The organism is Acinetobacter lwoffii (assembly GCF_049367455.1).
Taxonomy (GTDB): domain Bacteria; phylum Pseudomonadota; class Gammaproteobacteria; order Pseudomonadales; family Moraxellaceae; genus Acinetobacter; species Acinetobacter lwoffii_W.
Genome location: NZ_JBMPXW010000001.1, coordinates 2,980,863 through 3,005,515 on the forward strand (window position 1 = coordinate 2,980,863; position 24,653 = coordinate 3,005,515).

The 24,653-nt window shown below is 43.3% G+C and carries 19 protein-coding genes, 1 pseudogene and 1 riboswitch; of the genes and pseudogenes, 11 read left to right on the forward strand and 9 right to left on the reverse strand.

Going from position 1 to position 24,653, the window contains the following annotated elements; translation table 11 throughout:
- Nucleotides 1-104 precede the first annotated feature (104 nt).
- A complete protein-coding gene (locus tag ACO1B7_RS14325; RefSeq protein WP_064096729.1) occupies nucleotides 105-455 on the forward strand; it encodes a hypothetical protein in 351 nt (116 codons plus the stop codon).
- 81 nt (nucleotides 456-536) lie between these two features.
- On the opposite strand, the gene ACO1B7_RS14330 is transcribed toward ACO1B7_RS14325, so the two are convergent.
- Nucleotides 537-1,247, reverse strand: a complete 711-nt coding sequence (locus tag ACO1B7_RS14330; protein ID WP_191730750.1) for an HAD family hydrolase — start codon at nucleotides 1,245-1,247, stop codon at nucleotides 537-539.
- A gap of 281 nt (nucleotides 1,248-1,528) precedes the next feature.
- Here ACO1B7_RS14330 and ACO1B7_RS14335 point away from each other — a divergent pair, with 281 nt between their 5' ends.
- From ACO1B7_RS14335 to uca, 4 genes are all read left to right on the forward strand, one after another.
- Nucleotides 1,529-2,422, forward strand: a complete 894-nt coding sequence (locus tag ACO1B7_RS14335) for a LysR family transcriptional regulator (protein WP_423090281.1) — start codon at nucleotides 1,529-1,531, stop codon at nucleotides 2,420-2,422.
- A gap of 204 nt (nucleotides 2,423-2,626) precedes the next feature.
- A riboswitch (guanidine-I (ykkC/yxkD leader) is annotated at nucleotides 2,627-2,738 on the forward strand.
- A gap of 28 nt (nucleotides 2,739-2,766) precedes the next feature.
- A complete protein-coding gene (locus ACO1B7_RS14340) occupies nucleotides 2,767-3,504 on the forward strand; it encodes an urea amidolyase associated protein UAAP1 (RefSeq protein WP_180049364.1) in 738 nt (245 codons plus the stop codon).
- A gap of 11 nt (nucleotides 3,505-3,515) precedes the next feature.
- Entirely contained in the window at nucleotides 3,516-4,166 is a 651-nt protein-coding gene (locus tag ACO1B7_RS14345; RefSeq protein WP_423090282.1) for an urea amidolyase associated protein UAAP2, read from the forward strand.
- Between the two features lie 4 nt (nucleotides 4,167-4,170).
- On the forward strand, nucleotides 4,171-7,791 hold the full coding sequence (gene uca / locus ACO1B7_RS14350) for an urea carboxylase (RefSeq protein WP_423090283.1): 3,621 nt from the start codon (nucleotides 4,171-4,173) through the stop codon (nucleotides 7,789-7,791).
- Between the two features lie 73 nt (nucleotides 7,792-7,864).
- On the opposite strand, the gene ACO1B7_RS14355 is transcribed toward uca, so the two are convergent.
- A complete protein-coding gene (locus ACO1B7_RS14355; protein ID WP_423090284.1) occupies nucleotides 7,865-9,748 on the reverse strand; it encodes an AAA family ATPase in 1,884 nt (627 codons plus the stop codon).
- A 613-nt stretch (nucleotides 9,749-10,361) separates the two neighbouring features.
- Here ACO1B7_RS14355 and ACO1B7_RS14360 point away from each other — a divergent pair.
- The 4 genes from ACO1B7_RS14360 to ACO1B7_RS14375 are packed head-to-tail and all read left to right on the forward strand — an operon-like array spanning nucleotide 10,362 to nucleotide 13,771.
- Nucleotides 10,362-10,496: a hypothetical protein gene (locus ACO1B7_RS14360; RefSeq protein WP_257220109.1), complete on the forward strand. Its 135-nt coding sequence runs from the start codon at nucleotides 10,362-10,364 to the stop codon at nucleotides 10,494-10,496.
- Nucleotides 10,489-10,932, forward strand: a complete 444-nt coding sequence (locus ACO1B7_RS14365) for a CopG family ribbon-helix-helix protein (protein ID WP_004280384.1) — start codon at nucleotides 10,489-10,491, stop codon at nucleotides 10,930-10,932. Before ACO1B7_RS14360 ends, ACO1B7_RS14365 begins: the two co-directional genes overlap by 8 nt.
- Before the next feature lie 11 nt (nucleotides 10,933-10,943).
- Nucleotides 10,944-12,752, forward strand: a complete 1,809-nt coding sequence (atzF, locus tag ACO1B7_RS14370; protein ID WP_423090285.1) for an allophanate hydrolase — start codon at nucleotides 10,944-10,946, stop codon at nucleotides 12,750-12,752.
- Nucleotides 12,749-13,771, forward strand: a complete 1,023-nt coding sequence (locus ACO1B7_RS14375) for an ABC transporter substrate-binding protein (RefSeq protein ID WP_044110883.1) — start codon at nucleotides 12,749-12,751, stop codon at nucleotides 13,769-13,771. Before atzF ends, ACO1B7_RS14375 begins: the two co-directional genes overlap by 4 nt.
- Before the next feature lie 89 nt (nucleotides 13,772-13,860).
- Here ACO1B7_RS14375 and ACO1B7_RS14380 read toward each other — a convergent pair whose 3' ends face one another.
- From ACO1B7_RS14380 to ACO1B7_RS14410, 7 genes and pseudogenes are all read right to left on the reverse strand, one after another.
- Complete coding sequence (locus tag ACO1B7_RS14380; protein ID WP_004280373.1) at nucleotides 13,861-14,190, reverse strand: DMT family transporter; 330 nt, start codon at nucleotides 14,188-14,190, stop codon at nucleotides 13,861-13,863.
- A gap of 8 nt (nucleotides 14,191-14,198) precedes the next feature.
- On the reverse strand, nucleotides 14,199-15,080 hold the full coding sequence (locus ACO1B7_RS14385; RefSeq protein WP_253173411.1) for a hypothetical protein: 882 nt from the start codon (nucleotides 15,078-15,080) through the stop codon (nucleotides 14,199-14,201).
- Nucleotides 15,077-16,084, reverse strand: coding sequence for an isopenicillin N synthase family dioxygenase (locus ACO1B7_RS14390; RefSeq protein ID WP_253173410.1), 1,008 nt, complete (start codon nucleotides 16,082-16,084; stop codon nucleotides 15,077-15,079). The genes ACO1B7_RS14385 and ACO1B7_RS14390 overlap by 4 nt, the downstream gene beginning before the upstream one ends.
- Nucleotides 16,085-16,161: 77 nt before the next feature.
- Complete coding sequence (locus ACO1B7_RS14395) at nucleotides 16,162-17,043, reverse strand: ABC transporter ATP-binding protein (protein ID WP_064096740.1); 882 nt, start codon at nucleotides 17,041-17,043, stop codon at nucleotides 16,162-16,164.
- Nucleotides 17,043-17,988, reverse strand: a pseudogene (locus tag ACO1B7_RS14400) (ABC transporter permease). The gene ACO1B7_RS14395 and the pseudogene ACO1B7_RS14400 overlap by 1 nt, the downstream one beginning before the upstream one ends.
- Before the next feature lie 245 nt (nucleotides 17,989-18,233).
- Entirely contained in the window at nucleotides 18,234-19,250 is a 1,017-nt protein-coding gene (locus tag ACO1B7_RS14405; protein ID WP_195724737.1) for an ABC transporter substrate-binding protein, read from the reverse strand.
- A gap of 10 nt (nucleotides 19,251-19,260) precedes the next feature.
- Nucleotides 19,261-19,839 (reverse strand): ANTAR domain-containing response regulator, encoded by a 579-nt coding sequence (locus tag ACO1B7_RS14410; RefSeq protein WP_004280362.1) that lies wholly within the window; start codon nucleotides 19,837-19,839, stop codon nucleotides 19,261-19,263.
- 503 nt (nucleotides 19,840-20,342) lie between these two features.
- Between ACO1B7_RS14410 and nirB the strand changes: the two genes are divergently transcribed.
- Nucleotides 20,343-22,889 (forward strand): nitrite reductase large subunit NirB, encoded by a 2,547-nt coding sequence (gene nirB / locus ACO1B7_RS14415; RefSeq protein ID WP_423090286.1) that lies wholly within the window; start codon nucleotides 20,343-20,345, stop codon nucleotides 22,887-22,889.
- A 24-nt stretch (nucleotides 22,890-22,913) separates the two neighbouring features.
- Entirely contained in the window at nucleotides 22,914-24,524 is a 1,611-nt protein-coding gene (gene nirD, locus ACO1B7_RS14420) for a nitrite reductase small subunit NirD (RefSeq protein ID WP_423090287.1), read from the forward strand.
- The last annotated feature ends 129 nt before the right edge of the window (nucleotides 24,525-24,653 follow it).

The window sequence follows — 24,653 nt, forward strand, 5'->3', positions numbered from 1 at the left end:
TAGACAAACTCATTACGGTCGAAACGCTTCACCTACAAGTTGATGGTTTAGGCACAGTCCCTTCTTTTTATAATGGCCGCGTTCTATCATCTAAGGTCTCAATTTTGCAATATCTTAAATATTTTTCAGCAATCCCATTATTAGTGCTTCTAACAGCTTGTAATACCCCTGAAACGCCAGCACCAGATTATCAGGGCAACTGGAAAAACACCATGGAAAATCCAAAACTTGAAAATATTCTGGTTATTTCCAAAAATGGTAAAAATTATCTGATAACCAATACTATTAAAGATAAGGAAACCGGTAAAACCGAGAAAAAGAATCCAATGCCCGCAGCAGTGAGCGAAAATGGCCTGCTTCAGTTGAACGCAGGTGCAGGTATGGTCGATTTCGCAATCGATGAGAAAACCGGAAATCTGGTCGGTTCAGGTTCAGTCTACAAAAAAGCCAAATAGTCAGCGAGAATTTTACGCACAAGATAAAATCAAAGATGTCATGTGCAAGGATAAAGCATGACATCTTTTTTTAGGAATGCTTTATGGGAGGAAACTTAATAATTCAGCAAAATCTTCGACAAAATAATTCGCTTTGGCTTTGATCAAATCTATTTCATGAGCGGAGTGCTGATCATAAATTGCCACCACCTCGATGTCCGCATGATTTGCTGCTTCTACACCGACTAAAGAGTCTTCAATAATTAGACATTCCTCTGGTCGAAGGTTAAAGGCTTGCAAAACATTCAGGTAAACCTCGGGATGAGGTTTAATATTCTGGACATTTTCACGGGTGAGAATCAAGGCAAAATCCTCATCAAAGCTGATTTTAGAATTAATATTTTGATTGTTATCCTGATAGCGCTGTACATTGAATAAACTGGTGGTGGTGGTCAGAGCCAGAGATATCTGTTGCTGTTTTAAAGCCTGAATCAGGAGGTCGGCCCGAGGTTTTAACTCGACGATATCATCCAGAAAATGTCGGGAAATTGTATAACGACGATTTTTTACTTCTTCTTTAGCTGGTTCAAAACCGTATTGTTCTTTTAAAAATCCACAATATTCCAGATAAGGATCTGGCCTATGTCTCATGGCGGTAAGTTGAAGATCGCGTTGTTGCTGAATCTCATGTAAATCGACTTTTCTGTTGGAGAGCTCATCAATCAGGGCTGCATCGACCTGATTCCAGATGCCTACAGAATCAATCAACGTACCATCCAGATCAAAACAGACCAGCTTTTTATCCTGAAACATATAAGATTTCTCTGTATTTTTATCATTTATTGGGTGTGGCTGAGTATATCGCATACGATTTAAATGTTTAACTGACCTGAGCAAACTGGGCTGGAAATTTTACGCTAAGGTACTTTTTAATGGATTTATTCATCTGGCAAAAGTATTTATTTACGGAAAATTACAGCGAGTTTAATCCTGAAAATAGTTGCGAAGTGTTATATTTTAATCTGACCCTCAATAGACTTATGCGGATGAAAGACCTGTCCGAATGATGAGAAAGTTAAAGGAAATGTATTTCTGTGTTTGAACTTGACTGTAAATTGCTCAGTATTTTTTATTATGTCTATAAATTTAAAAACGTATCTCAGGCAGCCGATCATTTAGATATGAGCCAGCCAGCGGTGAGCAATCTGCTGAATAAAATTCGCCAGCATTATAGTGATCCTTTATTTTTACGTATTGGCAATGAAATGCTACCTACGGATCTATCCAAACAGCTCTTTCCCTTGGTCAGCGAAGCACTGAGCAAAGTTGAAGCAATCAATAATTTCACGATCAATTTTGATCAGGTCACTTCACAGCAGCGCTTTACACTGGCGATGACCGATGTATCGCATCTGGTACTGTTGCCAAAAATTTCACAATATCTGAAGCAGCATGCATCCCATATCCGTCTGAATGTGCGTCCGATTACCTCGGAAACCAGTTATCAGATGGCCAATGGCGAGATTGATCTGGCTTTGGGCTTCTTACCCAATCTGGAGAATGGCTTTTATCAGCAGAAACTGTTTGAACAATATTATGTGGTGATCGCGGCAAAAGACCATCCGCGGCTCACGGGTGACAGCATCACGACCGAAGAGTATTTACGTGAAACCCATATTGATATTGATGCGGGGATGGGGCATTACCATATTGAAAATGAATTACTGAATCTGGAACTCAAGCGTGACATTCTAATGCGTCTGCCAAGTTATCTCGGGGTAGGACTGGTGGTACAGGAAACCGATGCGATTGCGACCGTGCCTTATTATTTGAGTGAAGTCCTGTTATCACGTGGCAATCTCAAGATCTTTAATGCGCCAATTGCGTTCCCGACCTATTCCGTAAAGCAGTATTGGCATATGTCCTGTCATCATAAAACCAGCCATCAATGGCTACGTAATATGCTGCATGAAATTTTAAGTAAATAACTCTACAGCTTAAATAGTTTGATTGAGTTCTCATCTCTAGATTTTACAATCCCAGTCTTAGCTGGGATTTTTTATTTTGGTACATCTTGATGCTTTTTGCAGAGTCTTGCACCTGAATTGATCAGTCAAATCCTAATAATAGTATTACGAAACATAAAAACAGTATTACTAAATTGGCACGTCCTTTGCATCTATCTACTCAATCATAAAGTGATCTAGGGTTCCGATACATGAAGATTCATGTAGGTCTGCGACCGAGAGTTCACGGCTTAAGTTTCAAGCTCAAGCTACACGGAGGGATAAAAGCCCGGGAGGTAAACCGTACAAGATTGGGATGGATGCATATGAGCACAACTACTTATCACGAAGATCAAGTCCTCTGGACTGAACGTTTACCGGGTGGACACCACTGGTCAGCACGCATCCAGCGTGGCGCAGTTTTACAACTTAAATCTTTAGGCGCAAATGCCAATGTTTCACTGTTTTGTGTGAATAGCGAAGATAAGCTTGAAGCCTATAACATGCCAGACAGCTTAAAAGGTCAACACAGCGCATTTTTAAGTACAGGGCACATTTTGGCGTCTGATTTAGGTCGTGCGATGATCTCAATTGTTAAAGATGACCATGGTTGGAATGATGCCTTTTGTGCGCCAAGTACCGCACCGCAAATTGGAGCACAGTTTGGCACGAAGACCTTCCAGGATGCCCGCAACGACATGTACCGCAATGCTAAAGACAGCCTACTTTTAGAGATGACCAAATTTGGTTTATCTGCGACGGATCTGAGTAATACCTTAAATCTATTCTCAAAAGTTCAACCGGATGACAATGGCAATTTAACTTATGTGAAGTCTGACAATACCGACCAAGTAATTGAACTACGCTTTGAAATGGATTGTTTGGTGTTTTTATCCAGCGCACCACATGCACTCGACAATTCTAATGAATATGCACCAGCCGATATTCAGCTCTCACTCTTTAAAGCACTGCCTTTAGGCGACACCGATGTCTGCCGTGACTCATGCCCGCAAAATCAGCGTGCGTTTCAAAATAATAACCGCTACTACGCTTTAACTGCTTAAGGGGAATGATCATGACTGCACTCGTAAATATAGAAAAATCAGTACTTAGCGAAGTTTGTCCTGCCGGTGAAGCATGGATGTGTGAAGTCAAAAAAGGCCAGTATTTCCGTATTGTTGATCTTGAAGGTAATCAAGCGGTGGATACTTTGTTTATTTCCGCACATAACCCTGAAGAGCGTTATAGCGCAACCGATACTTTGGCGATGAACCGTCAAATTTATTTAGAGAAAGGCTCAACCCTGTATACCAACTTTGGTAATAAAATCGCCACTATTCATGATGATAACTGCGGTCGCCACGACACTTTAGGCGGTGCATGTTCATGTGAAAGTAACACCGTGCGTTATGCCCATGACAAATACCCAATGCACAGTTGCCGTAACAATTTCATGATTGCGCTGTCGCAACATCCGATTGCCAAAAAGCATGGCTTAAACGTGCGTCATATTGGCCCCAACATTAATTTCTTTATGAATGTGCCTGTGACTTCAGATGGACACCTGAAATTTGATGATGGGATTTCTGCACCGGGCAAATATGTGGAAATTAAAGCTGAGATGGATTTGATTGTGTTGATCTCAAACTGCCCACAACTGAATAACCCATGTAATGCCTATAACCCAACAAAAATTCAACTGATTGTCCGTGAAGGCGAGGTATAAGACTATGACTTTAAAATATGGGTTTAATAAAGTTCTCATCGCCAACCGTGGTGCAATTGCTTGTCGTGTCATCCGTACCCTTAAAAAATTAGGCATCCAATCGGTTGCGGTGTATTCGGAAGCAGATCGTGATTCCTTGCATGTGACTTTAGCTGATGAAGCGGTCTTTATTGGTGATGCACCTGCAAGCCAAAGCTATCTGAATGTCGATAAAATCTTAGAAGTGGCCAAATATACCGGTGCGCAAGCGATTCATCCGGGCTATGGATTCCTGTCTGAAAATGCCGAATTCTGTAATCTCTGTGAAGCACAAGGCATTGTGTTCTTGGGCCCAAATGCCGAGCAAATGAAAGCATTTGGTCTGAAACACACTGCACGTGAATTGGCGATTCAAGCCAATGTACCGTTATTGCCAGGTAGCCAATTATTGGCTGATGAAGCTGAAGCCCTGCTTGAGGCTGAGCGTATTGGCTATCCTGTGATGCTGAAAAGTACCGCAGGTGGTGGTGGTATTGGCATGCGTTTGGTGTGGAATGCGGAGGAGCTGAAAGAAGCTTATGCAACCGTGTCTTATTTAGCGCAAGCCAACTTTAAAGATGCAGGCCTTTACTTAGAAAAATTCGTACAAAATGCTCGTCATATCGAAGTGCAAATCTTTGGTGATGGCAACGGTTTAGTTCTAGCACTGGGCGAGCGTGATTGTTCGGTGCAACGTCGTAACCAAAAAGTCATTGAGGAAACGCCTGCACCACACTTAAACGATACGCAACGTGCCTACATCCAAAATGTTGCGATTCAATTAATGCAATCGGTGAATTACCGTTCGGCAGGTACGGTTGAATTTGTGATGGATACTGACACACAAGAATTCTACTTTTTGGAAGTGAATACCCGTCTACAAGTGGAACATGGCGTTACTGAACAAGTCTTTGGTGTCGATCTTGTGGAATGGATGGTGACTTTAGGCAGTGGCGATTGGGTTGCACCAACATCAAAACTTGAGTCACAAGGACATTCAATTCAAGTGCGTCTTTATGCCGAAGATCCAATCAAAAACTTCCAACCAAGTGCAGGACTTTTAACGCATGTTGAGTTCGATGCCAACGCGCGTAATGAAACTTGGGTAGAAACAGGTTCAAACGTCTCATCTTTCTATGACCCGATGATTGCCAAAATTATTGTGACAGCAGATGATCGTGAATCGGCGATTCAAGCTATGATCGACACACTCGCTAAAACGCAAGTTGCTGGTATCGAAACCAACCTTGAATATCTACAAAACATTATCGACTGCGATGTATTTAAAGCCGGTACACAAACCACACGCTTCTTAAATAGCTTTGAATGGAAAACTCAAAAGATTGAAGTGCTACAAGCCGGCATTCAAACCGCCGTGCAAGATGTCACAGGGCGTTTGGGCTATTGGGATGTCGGCGTACCGCCATCAGGTGCGATTGATCCGCTGTCTTTAAATGTTGCGAACCAACTGTTAGGCAATGCACCAAATACCGCAGGGCTCGAATGTACCTTGCAAGGCCCAAGCTTAAAATTCCATTGTGATAGTCAAATTGTATTGGCAGGTGGTGATATGCCATCGACGTTGGATGGTGTGTCTGTCCCGATGTGGCAGACTGTGAATGTGCGCAAAGGTCAGGTACTCAAATGTGGCAAGATCGCCACAGGTTGCCGTACTTATATCGGCATTAAAGGTGGTCTGAATGTGCCTGAATATTTAGGCTCACAAGCGACTTTTACCTTAGGTCAGTTTGGTGGTCATGCAGGGCGTAATTTATTGATTGGCGATATGCTTCCAATCACGGCATTTACATCCGATGAAGTGAAAGCATTAAATGAAGATCAAATCCCAACATTCTCAAATACTTGGGAAATTGCGGTGATGTATGGTCCACATGGTGCACCTGATTTCTTTACCAAAAACGACATTGATACTTTCTTTGCCAATGAGTTTGAAATTCACTTTAACTCAAGCCGTACTGGTATCCGTTTGATTGGTCCAAAACCTGAATGGGCACGTCAGGATGGTGGTGAAGCGGGTCTGCATCCATCCAATATTCATGACAATGCCTATGCCATTGGGGCGATCGATTTCACTGGTGATATGCCAATTATTCTTGGGCCTGATGGTCCAAGCCTAGGTGGATTCGTGTGTCCTGCGGTGGTGATCAATTCTGAGCTTTGGAAACTCGGTCAGCTTAAAGCAGGTGATAAAGTCAAATTTGTGCCTGTCAGCTACCATCAAGCCAAACTTTTAAATGAAAAATATCATGCACAATTGGCATCAAATGATACACAAGATGTGACTTTTGATGAATCGTTCTATCCTGAAATCAGCACGCTGAAATCTGCTATTTTAGATACCTTAAAAGGTCAAAATGGTACGCCTGATGTGGTGTATCGTCCTGCCGGCAACAACTATATGTTGGTGGAATATGGCGAGTTAGTTTTAGATCTAAACCTACGTTTCCGTATTCATGCGCTGATGCAATGGGTCAAAGATCAGAATATTCAAGGCATTATTGATTTAACACCGGGCATTCGTTCACTGCAAATTCATTTTGATTCGACCCAACTCGATCAGATTGATTTACTGCGCATGCTTCAAGTGGCGGAAGAACAACTGCCTGATGTAACCGAGATGCAAGTGCCATCACGTACCGTGTATTTACCGCTTGCATGGGAAGATTCACAAACTCAGCTTGCAACAGAACGTTATATGCAAACCGTGCGCCATGATGCACCGTGGTGTCCGGACAATATCGAATTTATCCGTCGTATTAACGGCTTAAAAGACAAACAAGCCGTGAAAGATGTGGTCTTTAACGCCAGTTATTTGGTCATGGGCTTGGGTGATGTGTATCTGGGTGCACCTGTGGCAACACCGCTTGATCCGCGTCAGCGTTTGGTCACCACCAAATATAACCCTGCACGTACGTGGACACCTGAGAATGCTGTTGGTATTGGTGGTGCGTATATGTGTGTGTACGGGATGGAAGGTCCGGGTGGTTATCAGTTTGTCGGTCGTACCTCGCAAATGTGGTCACGCTACCGTAAAAACCCTGATTTTGAGCAAGGTATGCCGTGGTTATTGCGCTTCTTTGACCAAATTAAGTTTTATGAAGTGTCTGAGTCCGAGTTGATGCACATGCGTGAAGACTTTAAAGCCGGTCGTCTAAAATTACGCATTGAAGAAGGTGTACTCAACCTGAAAGAATACAATGACTTCTTAACGGAAAACCAAGAGTCGATTGCTGCCTTTAAAGCAGTGCAACAAGCCAACTTTGATGCTGAACGTCGTCGCTGGCATGAAGCAGGGCTTGTGGAATATGTATCTGAAAGCCTAGATGCTGTGGATGATGGCGAAGGTGTTGAAGTGCCTGAAGGTGGATGTGCGGTGGAATCGCATATGCCGGGTTCAATTTGGAAAATTGAATGTCAGTCGGGCGATATTGTCGAAGAAGGTGCAACGCTTGCAGTCATTGAAGCGATGAAAATTGAGATTCCAATTATTGCGCCTGAGCGTATGCGTGTCGATGCGATTACTATTGAAAAAGGGCAAACGGTGAAAACAGGACAGGTATTGTTTACCTTGGCGCCAGTGGCTTAAAGAATCCTCCCTAACCCTCCTTTTGCAAAGGAGGGAATTTCCCCCTCTTTATTAAAGAGGGGTTAGGGGAGATTTAAGAATTACATTTTTGAATATGTTTGAAAATTCGTTCACACAACGCTTTAGCTTTGGGTGTAAGTTCCCAATTATCATTTTCATCGAAATCTTTGATGATTTCTCGGCAAAACTTTAATTTATCTTTGATAGTACCAACACCATTACCATCTGCAAAAGCTGTCTTAGTTGTAGAAGATGAAGGCTTTTTAATTATTTCATCAATTAAACGGCCAATACCATATTGGCTATTGTCGAAATAATTTTCGTCAGTGATATTGTCTATCAAAGAAATATCATAACTTTGTTTTACATTTTTTAGCCGATGAAACTTCGCTTTTGCAACTCTTATGATTGAGTCTTTTGGTAAAGTGTTTTCTGTCTCTTTACACTCTAAAATGATTAGATTTTCTCTATTTAATTCTTTTCTTAAAAATTTTATTTTTTCAGAGTTTTTTTGTATGTCACCATCTGCAATTAGTAGCATTTCACTTGCAACAGCAGTCGCGCTTTGACCTCGATCTTGTTTTAAAAATTCGATTCTTTCTTCTCTTGTTTTGGGATAATCATCATCAAATGACCAATGAGATAAATTACTTCCTGCATACTCTACAAATGTGTAGTGATAATTCGGCATAAAGCGACGGTACTTTTTATAGAGTTCTTTATTCGATTTCTCTAATTCAGCTAAATATTTTTCCATATATTTAGTGATATATAAGCGATCTGTAATGCCTTCAACCCAAATGGTGCAATTGGCTAAATATACAGAAGAAGGTCTTACACCTAATGAGGCAAGTAAGTCACGATCACGGTCACAATGATAAATTTTAAAATCAAATTTAGTAGGGTCTTCTTCTTTAGGCTGTTTTATAAACTTCTGAATCATGACTTGGTCAGACTCATCCGCCATATCAAGTAAATGGTTGGAATGAGTCGTAAAGAAATAATAATGAGGTGTTTCGTTTAGGTAGAAGTTCATCAGTTGACGAACCATACCTGCGTGCATATGTAGTTCAGGCTCTTCTATGAAGAAAGCATGTATTTCTTCTTTTTTAATAAATGCTTCGTATGTCAAAATGATTGCTTGCTGAAGACCATCGCCTAATCTATGAATTGGAAACTGATCATCTTCTCCAATTTTAATATGTACAACATCATTGACATGACCGTTATCATCTTTACCTATGAATGGAATGAGCGTGATGGGTTCATTGTCAAAAAAATACTGACTTAATTTTTCTTCATAATTTTTTATTAACTCACGCTGTTTTGGTTTACCTAACAAGTGAATTTGAAGTTCATGGTATAAGCATTCACCTGTAATAATATTTTTAGAATTAAATTTGTCTTTATTTGGGAAATAATCTTTTTGAGCACGTTCGATATATGGCTGTTTATTTTCTATTTCAGTGACAGGGCGCATACCTCTTAAAATAGGGATATAGAATTTCATATTTGAAAATATTTTATGAATATTAGTTGTTTCTTGATGAAATAAATCTAATGCTATATCAATATTGTTATTTGAATATATTTGATTTAATAATCCATTTTCATATAAGGAATGCATTACAGACTTAAATGCAAGAGAAGCGGTAGTATAGCTTTGCACAGTGAGAGTATCGTTCATAAGATTAATAAATTCTTCATAACGGGGATCAAATTTATTTGAGACTATTTTTTTATGGAAAGATTTTAATTTTCTAAATTGAGTAGAATTATACAAATATTGACCACCTCTCATTTTAAATAATGTACGTAGAAATTTACTTTTACCCGCATTATTTTTACCAATAAAAAAATTCAGTCTTTTTATTTCAATAACTTCATCATATTCAATATCATTATTAGAACTGTAATTTTCTAAATTTTCGGCCCAATAATATAATTTTTCTGTCATAAAAATGCCCCCAAATATGGGAGCTAATTTAGCAGTAATTCATCAATTTTCAAATGAGTTATAAAATAGTGATTGATCAAATCTAGTTGGTCTTTATTTTAGAAGAATAACACTTAGATAGATAACGGTCTGAATCACTCAGCCACACTTTGATGCACAATCGAACCCCAATGGTGCAAAATGGCCTATTTTTTAGGCATCCTTAAAAAATAAATCATTGTTGTTTTGCCTTATTTTACATATGTAATTAATTTTCCACGTATTCTGCTTAAATCTATTCTATTTTATATTGTGGCATGCTTTATGCTTTTATTTATATACAACATAAATAGAGGAGAGTAATACACTTGATCACTCATAATCACAAACATCGGTTAACCATTCATGTATAAAAAGAATAGCAAGGACATGAGCAATAAAAATGGAATAAACCGGTGAAATACAAAACTTACTTTTGCTTTAGAACAAGCCCCTATCTCACTGTTATGGGGCTTTTTTTCGCCCCTTTATAAAAGTTTATTCACCTCATCCAAATAACTAAAAACTGGCACGCTTTCTGCATTTTCCTAAGTAATACGAAATTCTGGTTTTGTAATATCCCTAGGAGATGCACATGAACAATCCGACATCAAATAAAAAAATGCATCCATGGCTTCACTTTCTGGTTGAGCTGCTCAGCGTACGCGCAGGCTTTCACATTAAACAGTCTTCACAATACCAACAACCCAAGGATCAACATCGTGCCTAAACAAAAATTGGCACGGATCAGTATTACCGTGCCAGAAACAACGCTACATGCGATGGATCAAAAAATTGTCGAGCAGCACTATGAAAGCCGCTCGCAGGCCATTGTCGATATGATTAACCGCCACCTGATTGATGATCTGGTGATTCGCGATGAAGTCATGGTTGGCACGCTTACCTTGCTCTATGACGTCAGCTTGAAACCGCTGCGCAGTCAGCTGGTCGATCTGCAGCAGCAGTATCTGGCACAAGTGATCAATTCGCTTCATATCCAGCTGGATGATGAAAAAATTCTGCAAGTCATGCTGATGCAGGGCGCGAGCAGTGACCTGAAAGAAATAAGCGAACAATTTATTGCACTGAAAGGCGTGATTAAAGGGCATCTCGAACTGATGGATGCCGTCATGCCACCCATTCCACAAAATACCGAACACACTTAAGGAGAACAGCTGTGCACAACTTATGGACTGTACAGGACTGGCAACACGCCTACCAGAATAACAATATCCAGCTTAGTGACCTGATTGAGTATGTTGCCGGATTGAATAATGACGATCATGCCTGGATTTCAATTGCAACAGCAGCACAATTACAGGCACAAATTGATGCATTGACTGGTGCAGATAGTGCAAGCTTGCCACTTTATGGGGTGCCATTTGCAGTCAAGGACAATATTGATGTTGCAGGGTTCTATACCACAGCAGCATGTAAAGAGGTAGCTTATCTGGCAACTTCCGATGCAACCGCAGTAGCCAAATTAAAAGCTGCCGGCGCGATTGTCGTGGGTAAAACCAATCTGGATCAGTTTGCGACGGGTCTGGTTGGTGTGCGCTCCCCATACGGCGCGGTAAAGAACAGCTTTAATCCTGAATATATCAGTGGCGGCTCGAGTTCGGGTTCCAGTGTAGTCGTCGCAAACGGATTAGTGCCATTTTCACTGGGTACAGATACTGCAGGTTCAGGACGTGTACCAGCAGGGCATAATAACATTGTCGGACTCAAACCAACCAAAGGCTGGTTCTCGACTACAGGCCTGATTCCGGCTTGTCGTACCATCGATGTGATTTCGATTTTTGCCTTAACGGTGGATGATGCCTGGCAGGTGGCGCAAGTCATGCAAGGCTATGATGCCAGCGATGATTATTCCAGAATGCATCCTCAGAATGAACCGAGCCAATTTTCAAAAGGGAAAATTGCCATTCCGGATACACTCGAATTTTATGGCGATGCTGAAACTGAAAAAGCATTCCAGCTGGCGATCGCACGTGTACAAAGCTTGGGTTATACGGTTGAGCCGATTGATTTTGCTCCATTTCAACAACTGGCAGCGGCCTTGTATAACCGCTCTTGGGTGGCTGAACGTACCAGTGCCGTGGAAAAAATGGTGCAACGCGAGCAGACCCATCCGGTCATTGGCCAGATTATTGCGCAGGCAGACCGGTTCAATGCGGTCGATGTCATGCAGGATGAATATGAACGTGCCCACCTGAGCCGTGTTATTCAAAATACACTGGCAGATTATGATGCCTTGATGGTGCCTACTACACCCACCATTTATCGCATTGCAGAAGTAGAAGCCGATCCTCTGGTAAAAAACAGCCACATGGGCGCTTATACCAATTTTGTCAATTTTGCCGACCTGTCGGCTTTGGCATTACCAAATAGCATTCGTGCTGATGGTCTTCCAACGGGTGTGACCTTTATTGCGCCAGCCTGGATGGATGAAGCACTGGCCAAGTTCGGGCAAAAATGGCAGCAGGCGAGCCAATTAAAGCTAGGCACATCTGAACTTACTTATGAAAAAACAACTGAAATCTCATCGGGTCACAGCGTCAAACTGGCTGTCGTCGGAGCACATCTGACCGGTATGCCACTGAATTTTCAGTTGACCACACGTGCTGGAACCCTGATCAAGCAGACCCGGACTGCTTCGCATTACAAACTCTATGCTTTAAAAAATACCACACCACCAAAACCCGGCCTCCAATACAACGCGAAAGGTTGTTCAATTGAAGTCGAAGTCTGGGACATTCCGCGTGCACTGTTCGGAGACATTGTTGCAGAAGTTCCGGCACCATTGGGGATCGGTAATGTTAAGCTGATTGATGGTACTTGGGTCAAAGGCTTTATCTGTGAAGGCTATGCACTTGAGGATGCAACAGATATTAGTCATTTCGGTGGCTGGCGCGAATTTATGAAATCTAAACAACTTTCAAATACCAAATTTAAATGTGAATGCATAGGGGAAGTCGCAAAATGATCAAAAAAGCACTGATGTCAGTTTCCGTACTGTCTGCAATCCTTTTAAGCGGTTGTGACAATACCGCTAAAGTACCTGAACCAAATGCCAAGGCTGAAGGTACTGTAAATACTCAACCCATCCGGATTGGTTATAGCGACTGGCCGGGTTGGGTTGCGTGGCAAGTTGCGATTGAAAAAGGCTGGTTAGAGGAAGCTGGAGTCAATGCTGATTTTAAATGGTTTGACTATTCAGCCTCACTTTCAGCTTTTGCTGCCAACCAGCTGGATGCGGTCATGGTCACTAATGGTGATAATCTGGTCACTGGCTCTGGCGGGACCAAGGGCGTGATGATCATGGCGACCGATTATTCAGCTGGAAATGACGTGATTATTGCCAAGAATGGCATTAATTCGATTCAGGATCTGCGCGGTAAAACCGTAGCCACTGAAAAAGGTCTGGTCGATCACTTGTTACTGTCCACTGCACTGGATGATGCCAAAGTTGGCCTGAATGAGGTCAAACTGGTCAATACCATGACCAATGAATTGCCACAGGTTTTTGCCACTCCCGATATTGATGCGATTGCAGTATGGCAGCCGGTGGCAAATCAGGCTTTATCTGCTGTTGCCGGTTCCAAGATTATTTTCACCTCTAAAGACAAGCCTGGATTAATCTACGATACCTTGACCGTGAATCCAGCCCATCTGGAAGCCAATAAAGAGCAATGGAAAAAGGTGATTCAGGTTTGGGATAAAACTGTCAAATACATCAATGATCCGGCGACTCGAGAAGACGCTGCACAGATCATGTCCAAACGTGTTGGTGTCGATGCGAAGACCTATATGCAGTTCATTGATGGCACGCATTTACTGGATCTGGCCGCCAACAAGAAAGTCTTTACCAAAGGTGATGGTTTCGACTCGATCTATGGTTCCAGCTATCATGTGAACAAGTTCAATGTAGCCAACGGCATTTATACGACTGAAATGAATGTGGATGGCGTGATTGTTCCAACGCTGGTGCAAGAACTCAAATAGAGCATGCCGCCTCATTCTGGAAGGTATTCTAAACTAATAAAAAATCCCCAGATTGGGGATTTTTTATTAGTCAGATGAATATTAAAAAATTAAAGCTGCGTACTTTTGGAAAAGACATTGATAAAAATAATGCCAATGATCATAAACGCCAGACCGATCAGCGCGGGAAGATCCAGTTGCTGTTTAAACACCAAGAGGCCAACCGTTGAAATCAGAATAATACCGGCACCAGACCAGATTGCATAGGCAATGCCCATCGGAATGGTTTTCATGGTCAGTGACAGGAAAAACAGGGCAACGGCATAACCGGCAATGGTGGCAAGTGAAGGCCAGAGCACGCTAAAACCATTGGAGGCCTTCAATGCAGAAGTTGCAATGACTTCTGCAATAATGGCAATCGACAGATATAAAAAAGACATATTTCTCCCTAAAACACCCGTTTTGCATGATGCATCAGATGTTCTTGTTCTGACTTGAGCCAGCTTTCAGCTTCTGTAGTCGTTGGCGTCCTGTATTGAAACTCATAATCCGGCTGGTATATATCCAGCTCAAAAATCAGGTCAATTTCACGGTCATCTAAAATGACATGCTGAACCAGACTGCTTTCATTGAGAACTTCAAAATTTTCCAGGTTAAAGGTTTTGCCTGTTTCACTGCTGCGAGTGCTGTAAGTTTTAGCTTGACCATCAGTCCCGATAGAAACTTCAAAACTTTCCACCAAGGCAAACACGGTCGGATCGACAGCTTTCAAGTCCATTTGAGCGACTGCACTTTGCACTTCAGGCAAACGCGTCAGGGCATAGCCAATATGATCGCCACAAATAATCAGGCCACCATCCATTTCCAGTTTCTGACCAGATTGAACATCAAGCGCAGACTGAAGCCGCAGGCCTAAAAATAAACCGTGCTGTACCTGCTGGCGCCAGTCTTCGACATAGACATTATTTGGAGAAAATTCCAGAATACAGTTGCCAACGGCATGTAACCGGGCTGGTTCCGGCCATTGCACATGATTCTGATAATTGGCGTAGTCTTTCACTTCCCAGGACAAGAGCTGGCTGGCGCTATCCCAAAGCGTATTGCCAATCCAGCCTTGGCGTTCCTGAACAGCAGTTCCCGTCTGGCTTTTTAGACGAAGATCAATGGTAAAACTGCGCGACTGAAACCAGTACACAACGGTATTCTCATCAGTCAGGCCATTATAAAAACTGATACTTTTACGCCGGAAAGCACCGTATAAAAAGCCCGGAATAATCTCTGGCTGAGGGATAGTGGGCTTTAAAGTCTTAATCACTTCAAACAGATTCATGATGCTGTCTCCGTCTGTTCTTCAAGTCCAAAAGAGGAAAGTGGTACAGCATTTTTTAAGATCAGTTCACCGCTAGCAACGCGCTGTTTTAAATATTGAAAGGTCTGGGCGGTCTGATTAAACAGATGTTCGCCCCCGATCAGGGCAGAATATTTGGAATTTTCAGTGTGAATCACCGGTTCAATCACGGTGTCATAATTGCAGGCGCAAAACAGCGGGAATGAATAACGTTCTTCCGAGACCTTTTTCACGCGGTGTTTGGTGGCGAGATATTTACCATTCGACAGAATTTCCATCATGTCACCGATATTCATCACCAGGGTATTTTCAATCAGTGGAATATCGATCCATTCGCCGGTTTTATTTAAAACCTGTAAGCCGGGCGCGGTTGGTAACAGCAAGGTAAAGCATTCGTAATCGGTATGTGCGCCAATGCCTTCGGCATCTTGCACTTCCGGATTATAGGGATAATGAATCAAGCGTAGCTGACTTGGTGCATCAGTAATTTTGCTTTCAAAAAAGTCCTCACGAACGCCCAACGCCAGTGCAAAGGCAGAAAAAATCTGCCGGCTGATCTCACGCAGATGACTATAGTATTGGCTGACAATAGACTTGAAATCCGGATGGTCTGGCCATAAGGTGGGCCCAAGTAAAGGACAGTCTTTTCTTACCCCCTGATAATCATAATTGACATCATAGGCTTCTTTTAAATCATAACTGTTGCCGGCAAACTGTTCTTCGCCAATCGGCACATAGCCACTATGGTTTTTTGATTTGCCAATATAGTGCTGCATTTTGGTGTCCAGATCCTGAGAAAAATAGGACTGGGCCATTTCAATCAGGGCTTTGGCGTAATCAGAATTAAACTGGCTACCTTGCAGATAAAGAAATCCGACTTCTTTACAGGCATGATCCAGAGCATGAGCAACTTCAATACGATCGGCTAAATCCGGACTTTGTAATTTTGAAATATCAACCAGTGGGAGTACATATTGCGCTTGCATGATAATCACCTCTAATGTTGGTCGTCCAACACAGCGATTAAAACCTTCGGGTCGTCCCAAAGGCATTTTGGATAAGATTATTTATTGCTGCTGACCTTGGTCATACGCGGAATGACCGGCAGTTCTGCCAGTGCCGGATCCAGTTCATCTTCTTCAGCATGCACCAGATAATCGACACGTTGTCTTAACTGTTTAAATTCAGGACTAAGCATGACGTCTGGATGGCGTGGACGAGGTAGATCAACTTCGATAATTTCCTTGATTTCACCCGGATTGGCTTTCAGCGCCACAATACGGTCGGCCAGTAAAATGGCTTCATCCATATCGTGGGTCACAAAAATAATGGTGATATCAATGTTTTGCCATAGGTCCATCAGGTGACGCTGCATTTTTTGCCGCGTATGTGGATCAAGTGCCCCAAAGGGTTCATCCATCAACAGGATTTTCGGTTCATTGACCAAAGCTCGGGCAATCGCGACACGCTGTTTCATCCCGCCAGACAACTCATGCGGATACTGGTTTTCATACTTTTCCAGACCAATGATATTGATCCATTCACGTGCCTGTGCTTCTGCTGCTGCACTACTTTGGCCTTTCATGCGCGGACCAAACATGACATTTTCCTTGACAGTTTTCCATGGAAACAGGGTATAGCCCTGAAACACCATGCCACGCTCCGGACTTGGGCCGGTAATTGGCTGGCCATCCACGAGAATCTCACCACTGCTATAAGGATCCAGGCCGGCAACTACACGGCTAAAGGTTGACTTGCCGCAACCGGAAGGCCCAATCACACAGATGAACTCCCGCTTGTGAATTTTCAAATTGAGTGCATTTAAGACCGTACGCTCGGTTTTGCCATGACTGAATTTTTGTGTCAGTTGCTTTGCTTCCAGAATCACCGGACGGCTATAAATCTTGTCAAAGTATTCGCGGGTATTAAATTCAGTGTTTTGCATCAGTTGGCTCCCGGTTTCCATTTAAATAAGCGTTGTCCCAGTTTCATCAAGATCACATCACAAAGCAGGCCAATCACACCGATAATCAGGATCGCGGCAAAGACATTATCAAAGTTTTGATAGCGGGCTTGCTGGGTAATGAACCAGGTAATCCCGGAGGTACTGCCGATCAGTTCTGCTACGATCAGGTAAGTCCATGCCCAACCCAGCAGCACACGCAGATTGCGGTAAATTTCAGGCAGGGCCGCTGGAATCACCACATGCAACAAGCTTTTCAGTTTATTGGTGCCCAGAGTAAAACCGGCTTCAATCAGGCTGCGATCCACCAGACGTGTGGTATTGGCAATGATCAGGATTTGCTGGAACAGGGTTCCTATCACAATAATGGCAATTTTGGGTGCATCATTAATTCCGAGAATTGCCACTGCCAGTGCACCAAAGGCGGGAGCAGGTAAATAGCGGAAAAACTCAACAAAGGGTTCGGTCAGCTGGGAAATTTTATTTGAAAATCCGCATAAAATACCGAGTGGAATACCAACCAAGGAAGAAATAAAGAACGCGGTAAAGACCAACTTGATACTGTGCCACAGACTTTCATGAAACCAGGGTGCATTGGCTTGGGTAGGCTCCGTGGTAAACGCCGTGACCAGTGCAATCGCAACTTCATGTGGTGCAGGCAGATAAATCGGGTTGACCAGAATACCCTGCGGCGGAGCCAGACCCTGATCTACCGCAGACTGCGCAGCAGAAAAAAACTGGTCTTTATCAATACGACTTCTCGACCTGTAAATAGGCAACACTACCAGAATCAGTAATCTGGACTTGTGGATGCCAGATAAATGGCAAATAGCTGACTGCACACCAAATCAGAATTGGTATTAAAAAAGACCCCAAGCCAAACAGCAATTTATTTCTTTGACTGAGTTCACGTGCAACGTAACTCATAGTGTTGCCCCTCAATATTACAAATTTTATAAAACGTAATACTGAATAAGCAAAATGGATGCCATTTCATCCCAAATCCTGAAATGACTCTTAAAATGGCTTATTTTTATAGAAAAAATTAGCAGACAACTTTTAATCATATTCAAGAAGTTAGATCAGAATGCAGAGATTTTTAATCATTTTCTGGAAAATAAACTCAATAAAAAAGACCCGAAAAATCAGGTCTCTTTTTTCAGTAACATCATTTAGCCAATAATGTCTGCATGCTGGTTTTGCAAGCTATAGATGCACTGCTGCGCAATCTGTTTTTTCTCGGCTGCGGTCATTTCAATATCTTCCCATTTCTGCATCTGCTGCAGAAGCCAGATAAAATCATCGACTTTCGGTTTGGCACTTTCTCCAACAAAATTCCGGATAATATTCTTGATTTTGTAAAAGTCATAGACATGCCGCTGGGCGGAACATTCAAACTGAATAATCTGATAATCCACCAGCATGTTCCATACGTCTGATAAATCGCTGCGCTGCTTTAAATCATCCTGCGCTTTTTGTACAGCCTTGACCACTGCCTCTACGGTAAATGGATGCTGTTCTGCCCATTCCTGGGTCATGGCCAAGACTTTATCGGCAACTTTTGGAATGACATTCTGGCTGGCAGCGACAATAAAGCTATAGCCTTCAAGTTTGGCCTGAATATTCCAGGGTTCTCCCACGCAAAACCCATCAAATACCTGTTCTGCGATTCCTTTTACCATAGAAGGCGGTGGAGAGGTCATCAGCTGGATATTCTTGGCCAGTTGTGGATCAGTCAGTGCCAGCCATTCTTTTAAACAGTAATGATGAATCGAATATTTATAAACATAGGCCAGATTGATGGAATGATTCTGTTGTAAAGCCAGTACAAGTTTCTTTGAGGTAATCTGTTCATCATCCTCAGGCTGGATACCGAGTTCATAGCACAGATCTTGGCGCAGGCTAATAAAAGCCTGATTCACGCTCAGTACTAGAGGGGTTTGCAAAGCCACCTGTAACTGGTCTGTGCCCAGGGCAGCAGCGGGCAACATGGCGGACAGACAATGTGCAGCATCCAGAAAGCCATAGGCCAGACGGTCACGCAAACTTGACCATGAGGCTTCGCGGATTAAATTGATGGTTAATCCTTGCTCGGCAAAATAACCCTGTTTTTCAGCCCAGAGAATGGCAACACAATCAAGTAAAGGAATATAGCCAATATTGAGTTCAGTTTTTTCTAATGTGGACATATGCTTTTCCTTATTGGCCCAGTAACAGCTTCTGTGCATCCAGTAAGCGTCTGGCCATTTCACCAATGGTAATCCGGTGACTCATGGCATTTTTACGCAATAAAGCAAAAGCTTGCTCTTCCGTTAAGGCATGCAGCTGGATGAGCAGGGCTTTGGCTTTATCGATATCTTTACGGTCAATCAGCTTGTCCTGGGTTTCTTTTAAATCGTTCAGCAGCTTTTTATGTTTGCGGAATTGTTCAATTGAAATTTCCAGAATGCTTTCTAGTTTGGTGGGATCAATACCATCGACAATATAAGCCGTGATTCCGGCATCAATCGCACTTTTGATGGTGTCTTTATTGGAGTTCTGGGTAAACAGCACGGTCGGAAGTTCATATTGGCTGACACAGCTTTCAATAATATCCCGATGCGGATGATCCATATTCAGCAGGATCACATCTGCATGAATACCCTTAACATGTACCATATTCAGGTCATTCAGGATTAAACAGGCCACCACCTGAAAATCATGTGAAAGCAGGGATTCCTGGATGAATTGGGCGCGCTCCAGATCATCATCAATAAGAGCAATTCGTAATTTGGACATGGAATATTTTCAAGTAAGGCCTAAGGAATATTCAAGCAGGAGTAAAGCAAAAAACATGCCATTAAATTGGTGCATAAAATTCTATTTTTCTGTTCAATTTAGTGCATAGCTTTAGGGATTTCAGCTGATGGCTGATCAAAATGAAGCGTTTAGGTAGATCATCTGCCTGAAATAAGGCGTTTTCTTATTGGAAAAGTTGGCACGATTTCTGCATTTATTAAATCGTCAAAGATGACTTTCAATATTAACAACGGCCAACGATGTCCGTTCTGATCGTAATTGCACTTTCAAGGAGTGTGATTGGTATTTCGTTCAGCACAGGATAAATGACATGGTCAGTTGTTCAGCAATACAAAACGCACAAGCGTTTCAACCCTTCCTCCAGCATTACAAAGCGCTGGGTTGCGGTATTTACAACATATTCAATCAGCAGACATATCAATGCCTAGACGTGATATGCGGCTTTTTATCATCTTTAAAAAAACAATAGTTGGAGTGCAGATATGAAAATTCTCATGATTGGGCATGGCATGGTGGGGCATAAATTCATCGAATCTGTACTGGAACAGACCGGTGATGACATTGAGCTGACCATTTTGGCAGAAGAGCCACATTTAGCTTATGACCGGGTACATTTGACCGAATATTTCAGCGGCAAGTCGGTTAAGGATCTGAGTCTGTGTCGTAGTGATTTTGCCGATGCTTATGGCATTGATTTGCGACTTAATACTAAAGCGGTTGAAATTGATCAGCTCCATAAAACCGTCACCACCAGCCAGGGTGATGTGCTGAGTTTTGACAAGTTGATTCTCGCTACCGGTTCTTATGCCTTTGTGCCACCAATCCCGGGCAATGACCGTCAGAATTGCTTTGTTTATCGTACCATTGAAGATCTGGATGCCATTCGTGCAGCCAGTCTGAATGCCAAAACTGGCGTAGTGATTGGCGGCGGCTTGCTAGGGCTGGAAGCAGCGAAAGCCCTGCGAGATCTGAATCTGGAAACCCATGTCGTAGAATTTGCTCCGCGTCTGATGGTGGTGCAGATTGATGATCTGGGCGGCCGGGTACTGCGCTCTAAAATTGAAGACCTTGGTGTCAAGGTACATACTCAAAAGGCCACGTCAAGTATTGAAGATGGTGACAGCACTCAGCATGTAATGAAGTTCGGAGATGGTTCGGTGCTTGAAACCGATATCATCCTGTTCTCGGCCGGCATTCGTCCGCGTGATGAACTGGCGCGCCAAAGTGGTTTACTGATTGGTGAGCGTGGCGGCATCATCATTAATGATTATTGCCAGACCTCACATCCGGACATTTATGCCATTGGTGAATGTGCACTTTGGGACAATAAAATTTATGGTCTGGTTGCACCAGGCTATGACATGGCGCGGATCGCGGCAAAACATGTCCTAGGCCAAGAAAGTCATGCATTCGCTGGTGCGGACATGAGTACCAAGCTCAAACTGATGGGCGTGGATGTCGCTTCTATTGGTGATGCACACGCCATGTCACCAGGTGCCTTGAGCTATTTCTATGCTGATGAAGCCGCGCAGGTTTATAAAAAAATCGTGGTGTCAGCAGACAAGACCAAGCTGCTGGGCGCGGTGCTGGTGGGCTGTGCCAAAGAATATAGTGATCTCCTGCAAATGATGCTGAATGGTCTGGCTGTACCGGAGCAACCGGAAAGCCTGATCATGCCGGGCTTTGATCAGTCGACTTCCAAATCAGGTGGTAGTGGTGTCGATTTATTGCCTGACAGTGCGACCATCTGTTCATGTAATAACGTTTCCAAAGCTGATATCTGTTCAGCTATTGATGGCGGTGCAACTTCATTGGGTGCACTGAAAAAATGCACCCAGGCTGCAACGGCGTGCGGTGGCTGTGCACCACTGGTAACGCAGGTTCTCAAATCTGAATTACAGCGTCAGGGTGTCACGGTGAACAATCACCTGTGCGAACACTTTGCCTATTCACGTCAGGAACTGTATCACCTGGTACGCGTGCATGAAATCAAGACATTCTCTGACCTGATTCAGCAACATGGGCACGGCATGGGCTGTGATATCTGCAAACCGACTGTAGCCAATATTCTGGCATCCTGCTGGAATGATTTTGTTCTGAAACCAAGTCATGCCGGTTTGCAGGATAGCAACGACTACTACCTCGGCAATATCCAGAAAGATGGTTCCTATTCGATTGTGCCACGTGTGGCAGGCGGCGAGATTACCCCGGATGGTCTGATTACCATCGGTCAGATCGCCAAAGATTATGGTCTATATACCAAAATCACGGGCGGACAACGAATTGACATGTTTGGTGCGCAGGTACATCAACTGCCTGAAATCTGGGAAAAACTGATCAATGCCGGTTTCGAGTCCGGACATGCTTACGGCAAATCCTTACGTACGGTGAAATCTTGTGTGGGTAGTACCTGGTGCCGTTTTGGAGTCGATGATTCTGTCGGCTTGGCGATTTTCCTGGAAAATCGTTATAAAGGCCTGCGTTCACCCCATAAAACCAAAATGGCAGTATCCGGCTGTACCCGTGAATGTGCAGAAGCACAGAGCAAGGATGTCGGTGTCATTGCCACGGAAAAAGGCTGGAATCTATATGTATGCGGCAATGGCGGCATGAAACCGCGCCATGCTGAACTGCTTGCCTCGGATCTGGATACTTCCACACTAATCAAATATATCGACCGCTTTTTTATGTTCTATATCCAGACAGCGGATCGACTGCAGCGCACCAGCGTATGGCGTGACAATATGGAAGGCGGTCTGGACTATCTGAAAGATGTCATTGTGCATGATTCGCTCGGCATTGCTGCTGAACTGGAAAGCCGTATGCAGCATGTGATTGGCACTTATCAGGATGAATGGCGCACTGCGATTGAAGATCCTGAAGTACGCAAACGTTTTAAGACCTTTATTAATGCCAAAGCAGCCGAGCAGAATGACCCGCATATTCAGTTTGCACCTGTACGTGGCCAGATTCGTCCAAAGACAGAAGCTGAACGTGATTTAAACCGTATTCCAGTGGTTGAAGCCTAAATACTACAGTCAGGGAGAATGAAAATGACAATTTTAAAAGACATGAACGAACTGAACTGGTACGAAGTCTGTCATCTGGATGAGATCACCCCAAATACCGGTGTTGCAGCCCTGATTGAAGATCAGCAGATTGCAATTTTTCGCGTGGGTCAGGAACAGCGGGTTTATGCTCTCAGCAATCAGGATCCATTTAGTCTCGCCAATGTCATGGCACGTGGCATTCTGGGTGATCTGCAAGGTGAGCGTGTAGTCGCATCCCCAATTTACAAGCAGCATTTCAGTCTGGTTACCGGCCGTTGTCTGGAAGAACAAGACCAGAAATTACTGGTATTTCCAACCCGAATTGAAAATGGCAAAGTTCTGGTGAGTCCAACTCCACAAAAGACCTATATTTCCAGTAATGGTCAAAACACAGAGCGTTTAAAACTGGTACTGGTCGGGAATGGACTGGCGGGTATGCGCTGTCTGGAAGACTTGCTGGATATGGCGCCAGATCGTTATGACATTACCGTGATTGGGGAAGAGTCATGGGGTAATTACAACCGGATCATGTTGTCACCAGTATTGTCCGGTGAGAAAAGCTTTGCCGAAATTATGCTGCATTCAGCCGACTGGTATGCCGAAAAAGGCATTCGATTCATCGCTGGAGATGCTGCCATCTCTATCGACCGTTCGCGTAAACAGGTCCACACCCAAAAAGGCGAAGTCGTTGCTTATGATCGTCTGATCCTCGCTACTGGTTCCAAACCCTTCGTGCCACCTATTCCGGGTGCTGAACTTGAAGGCGTGATTAGCTTCCGGGATATTCAGGATGTTAACCGCATGCTGGACTACTGCAAAACCAAGCAAAACGCCGTCGTGATTGGGGGCGGCCTGCTGGGACTGGAAGCAGCTTATGGACTGAAGCAGCAAGGGATGAATGTGACTGTGCTGCACCTGATGGACCGTATTATGGATCGTCAGCTGGACATGAAAGCCAGTCAAATGCTGGAAAAATCAATCGAAAATAAAGGCATCCGGATCATCACCGAAGCCAATACCGAAGAGCTGATCAGTATAGACGGTCATGTGACTCAACTGCGCTTAAAAGACGGGACAATGCTGGATGCCGATTTAGTGGTTTTTGCCGTCGGAATTCGCCCAAATAAAACTCTGGCTGAACAGGCTGGCTTGCGCTGTAATCGTGGGGTGCTGGTGAATGACACCATGCAGACCTATGACCCGAGTATTTATGCGGTGGGTGAATGTATTGAGCATCGTGGCCAAACCTTTGGACTGGTTGAGCCATTATGGGGACAGGCCTTTATCTGTGCGACGCATCTGGCTGAACATGGCCGACTGACCTTTAAGGCACCGACTGTTCCGACCCAACTCAAGGTTAGCGGATGTGATGTCTTTTCGGCCGGAAATTTTGAACCTCAGGATGATTTTGAAGATATCGTGCTGAATGATGAGAAGCGTCAGATTTATAAACGGATCATCATTCAACAGGACAAGGTCATTGGTGCTGTGCTATTTGGCGATACCGAAGATGGGGCTTGGTATGCAGAACTGATTGCAGACCAGACACCAATTAGTAATATCCGCAGCAAACTGCTTTTTGGTCGGGATTTTGCATTAAAAAAGGCAGGGTAATCGGATAAACCTCCTCCAAACCCTCTTTGAAAAAGAGGGGAACCTCCCTCCTTTGCTAAAGGAGGGTTGGGGAGGATTAAAACTTTTGAGATATAGAAAATATTTAAATCAAACCTGTAAAAACTAGAT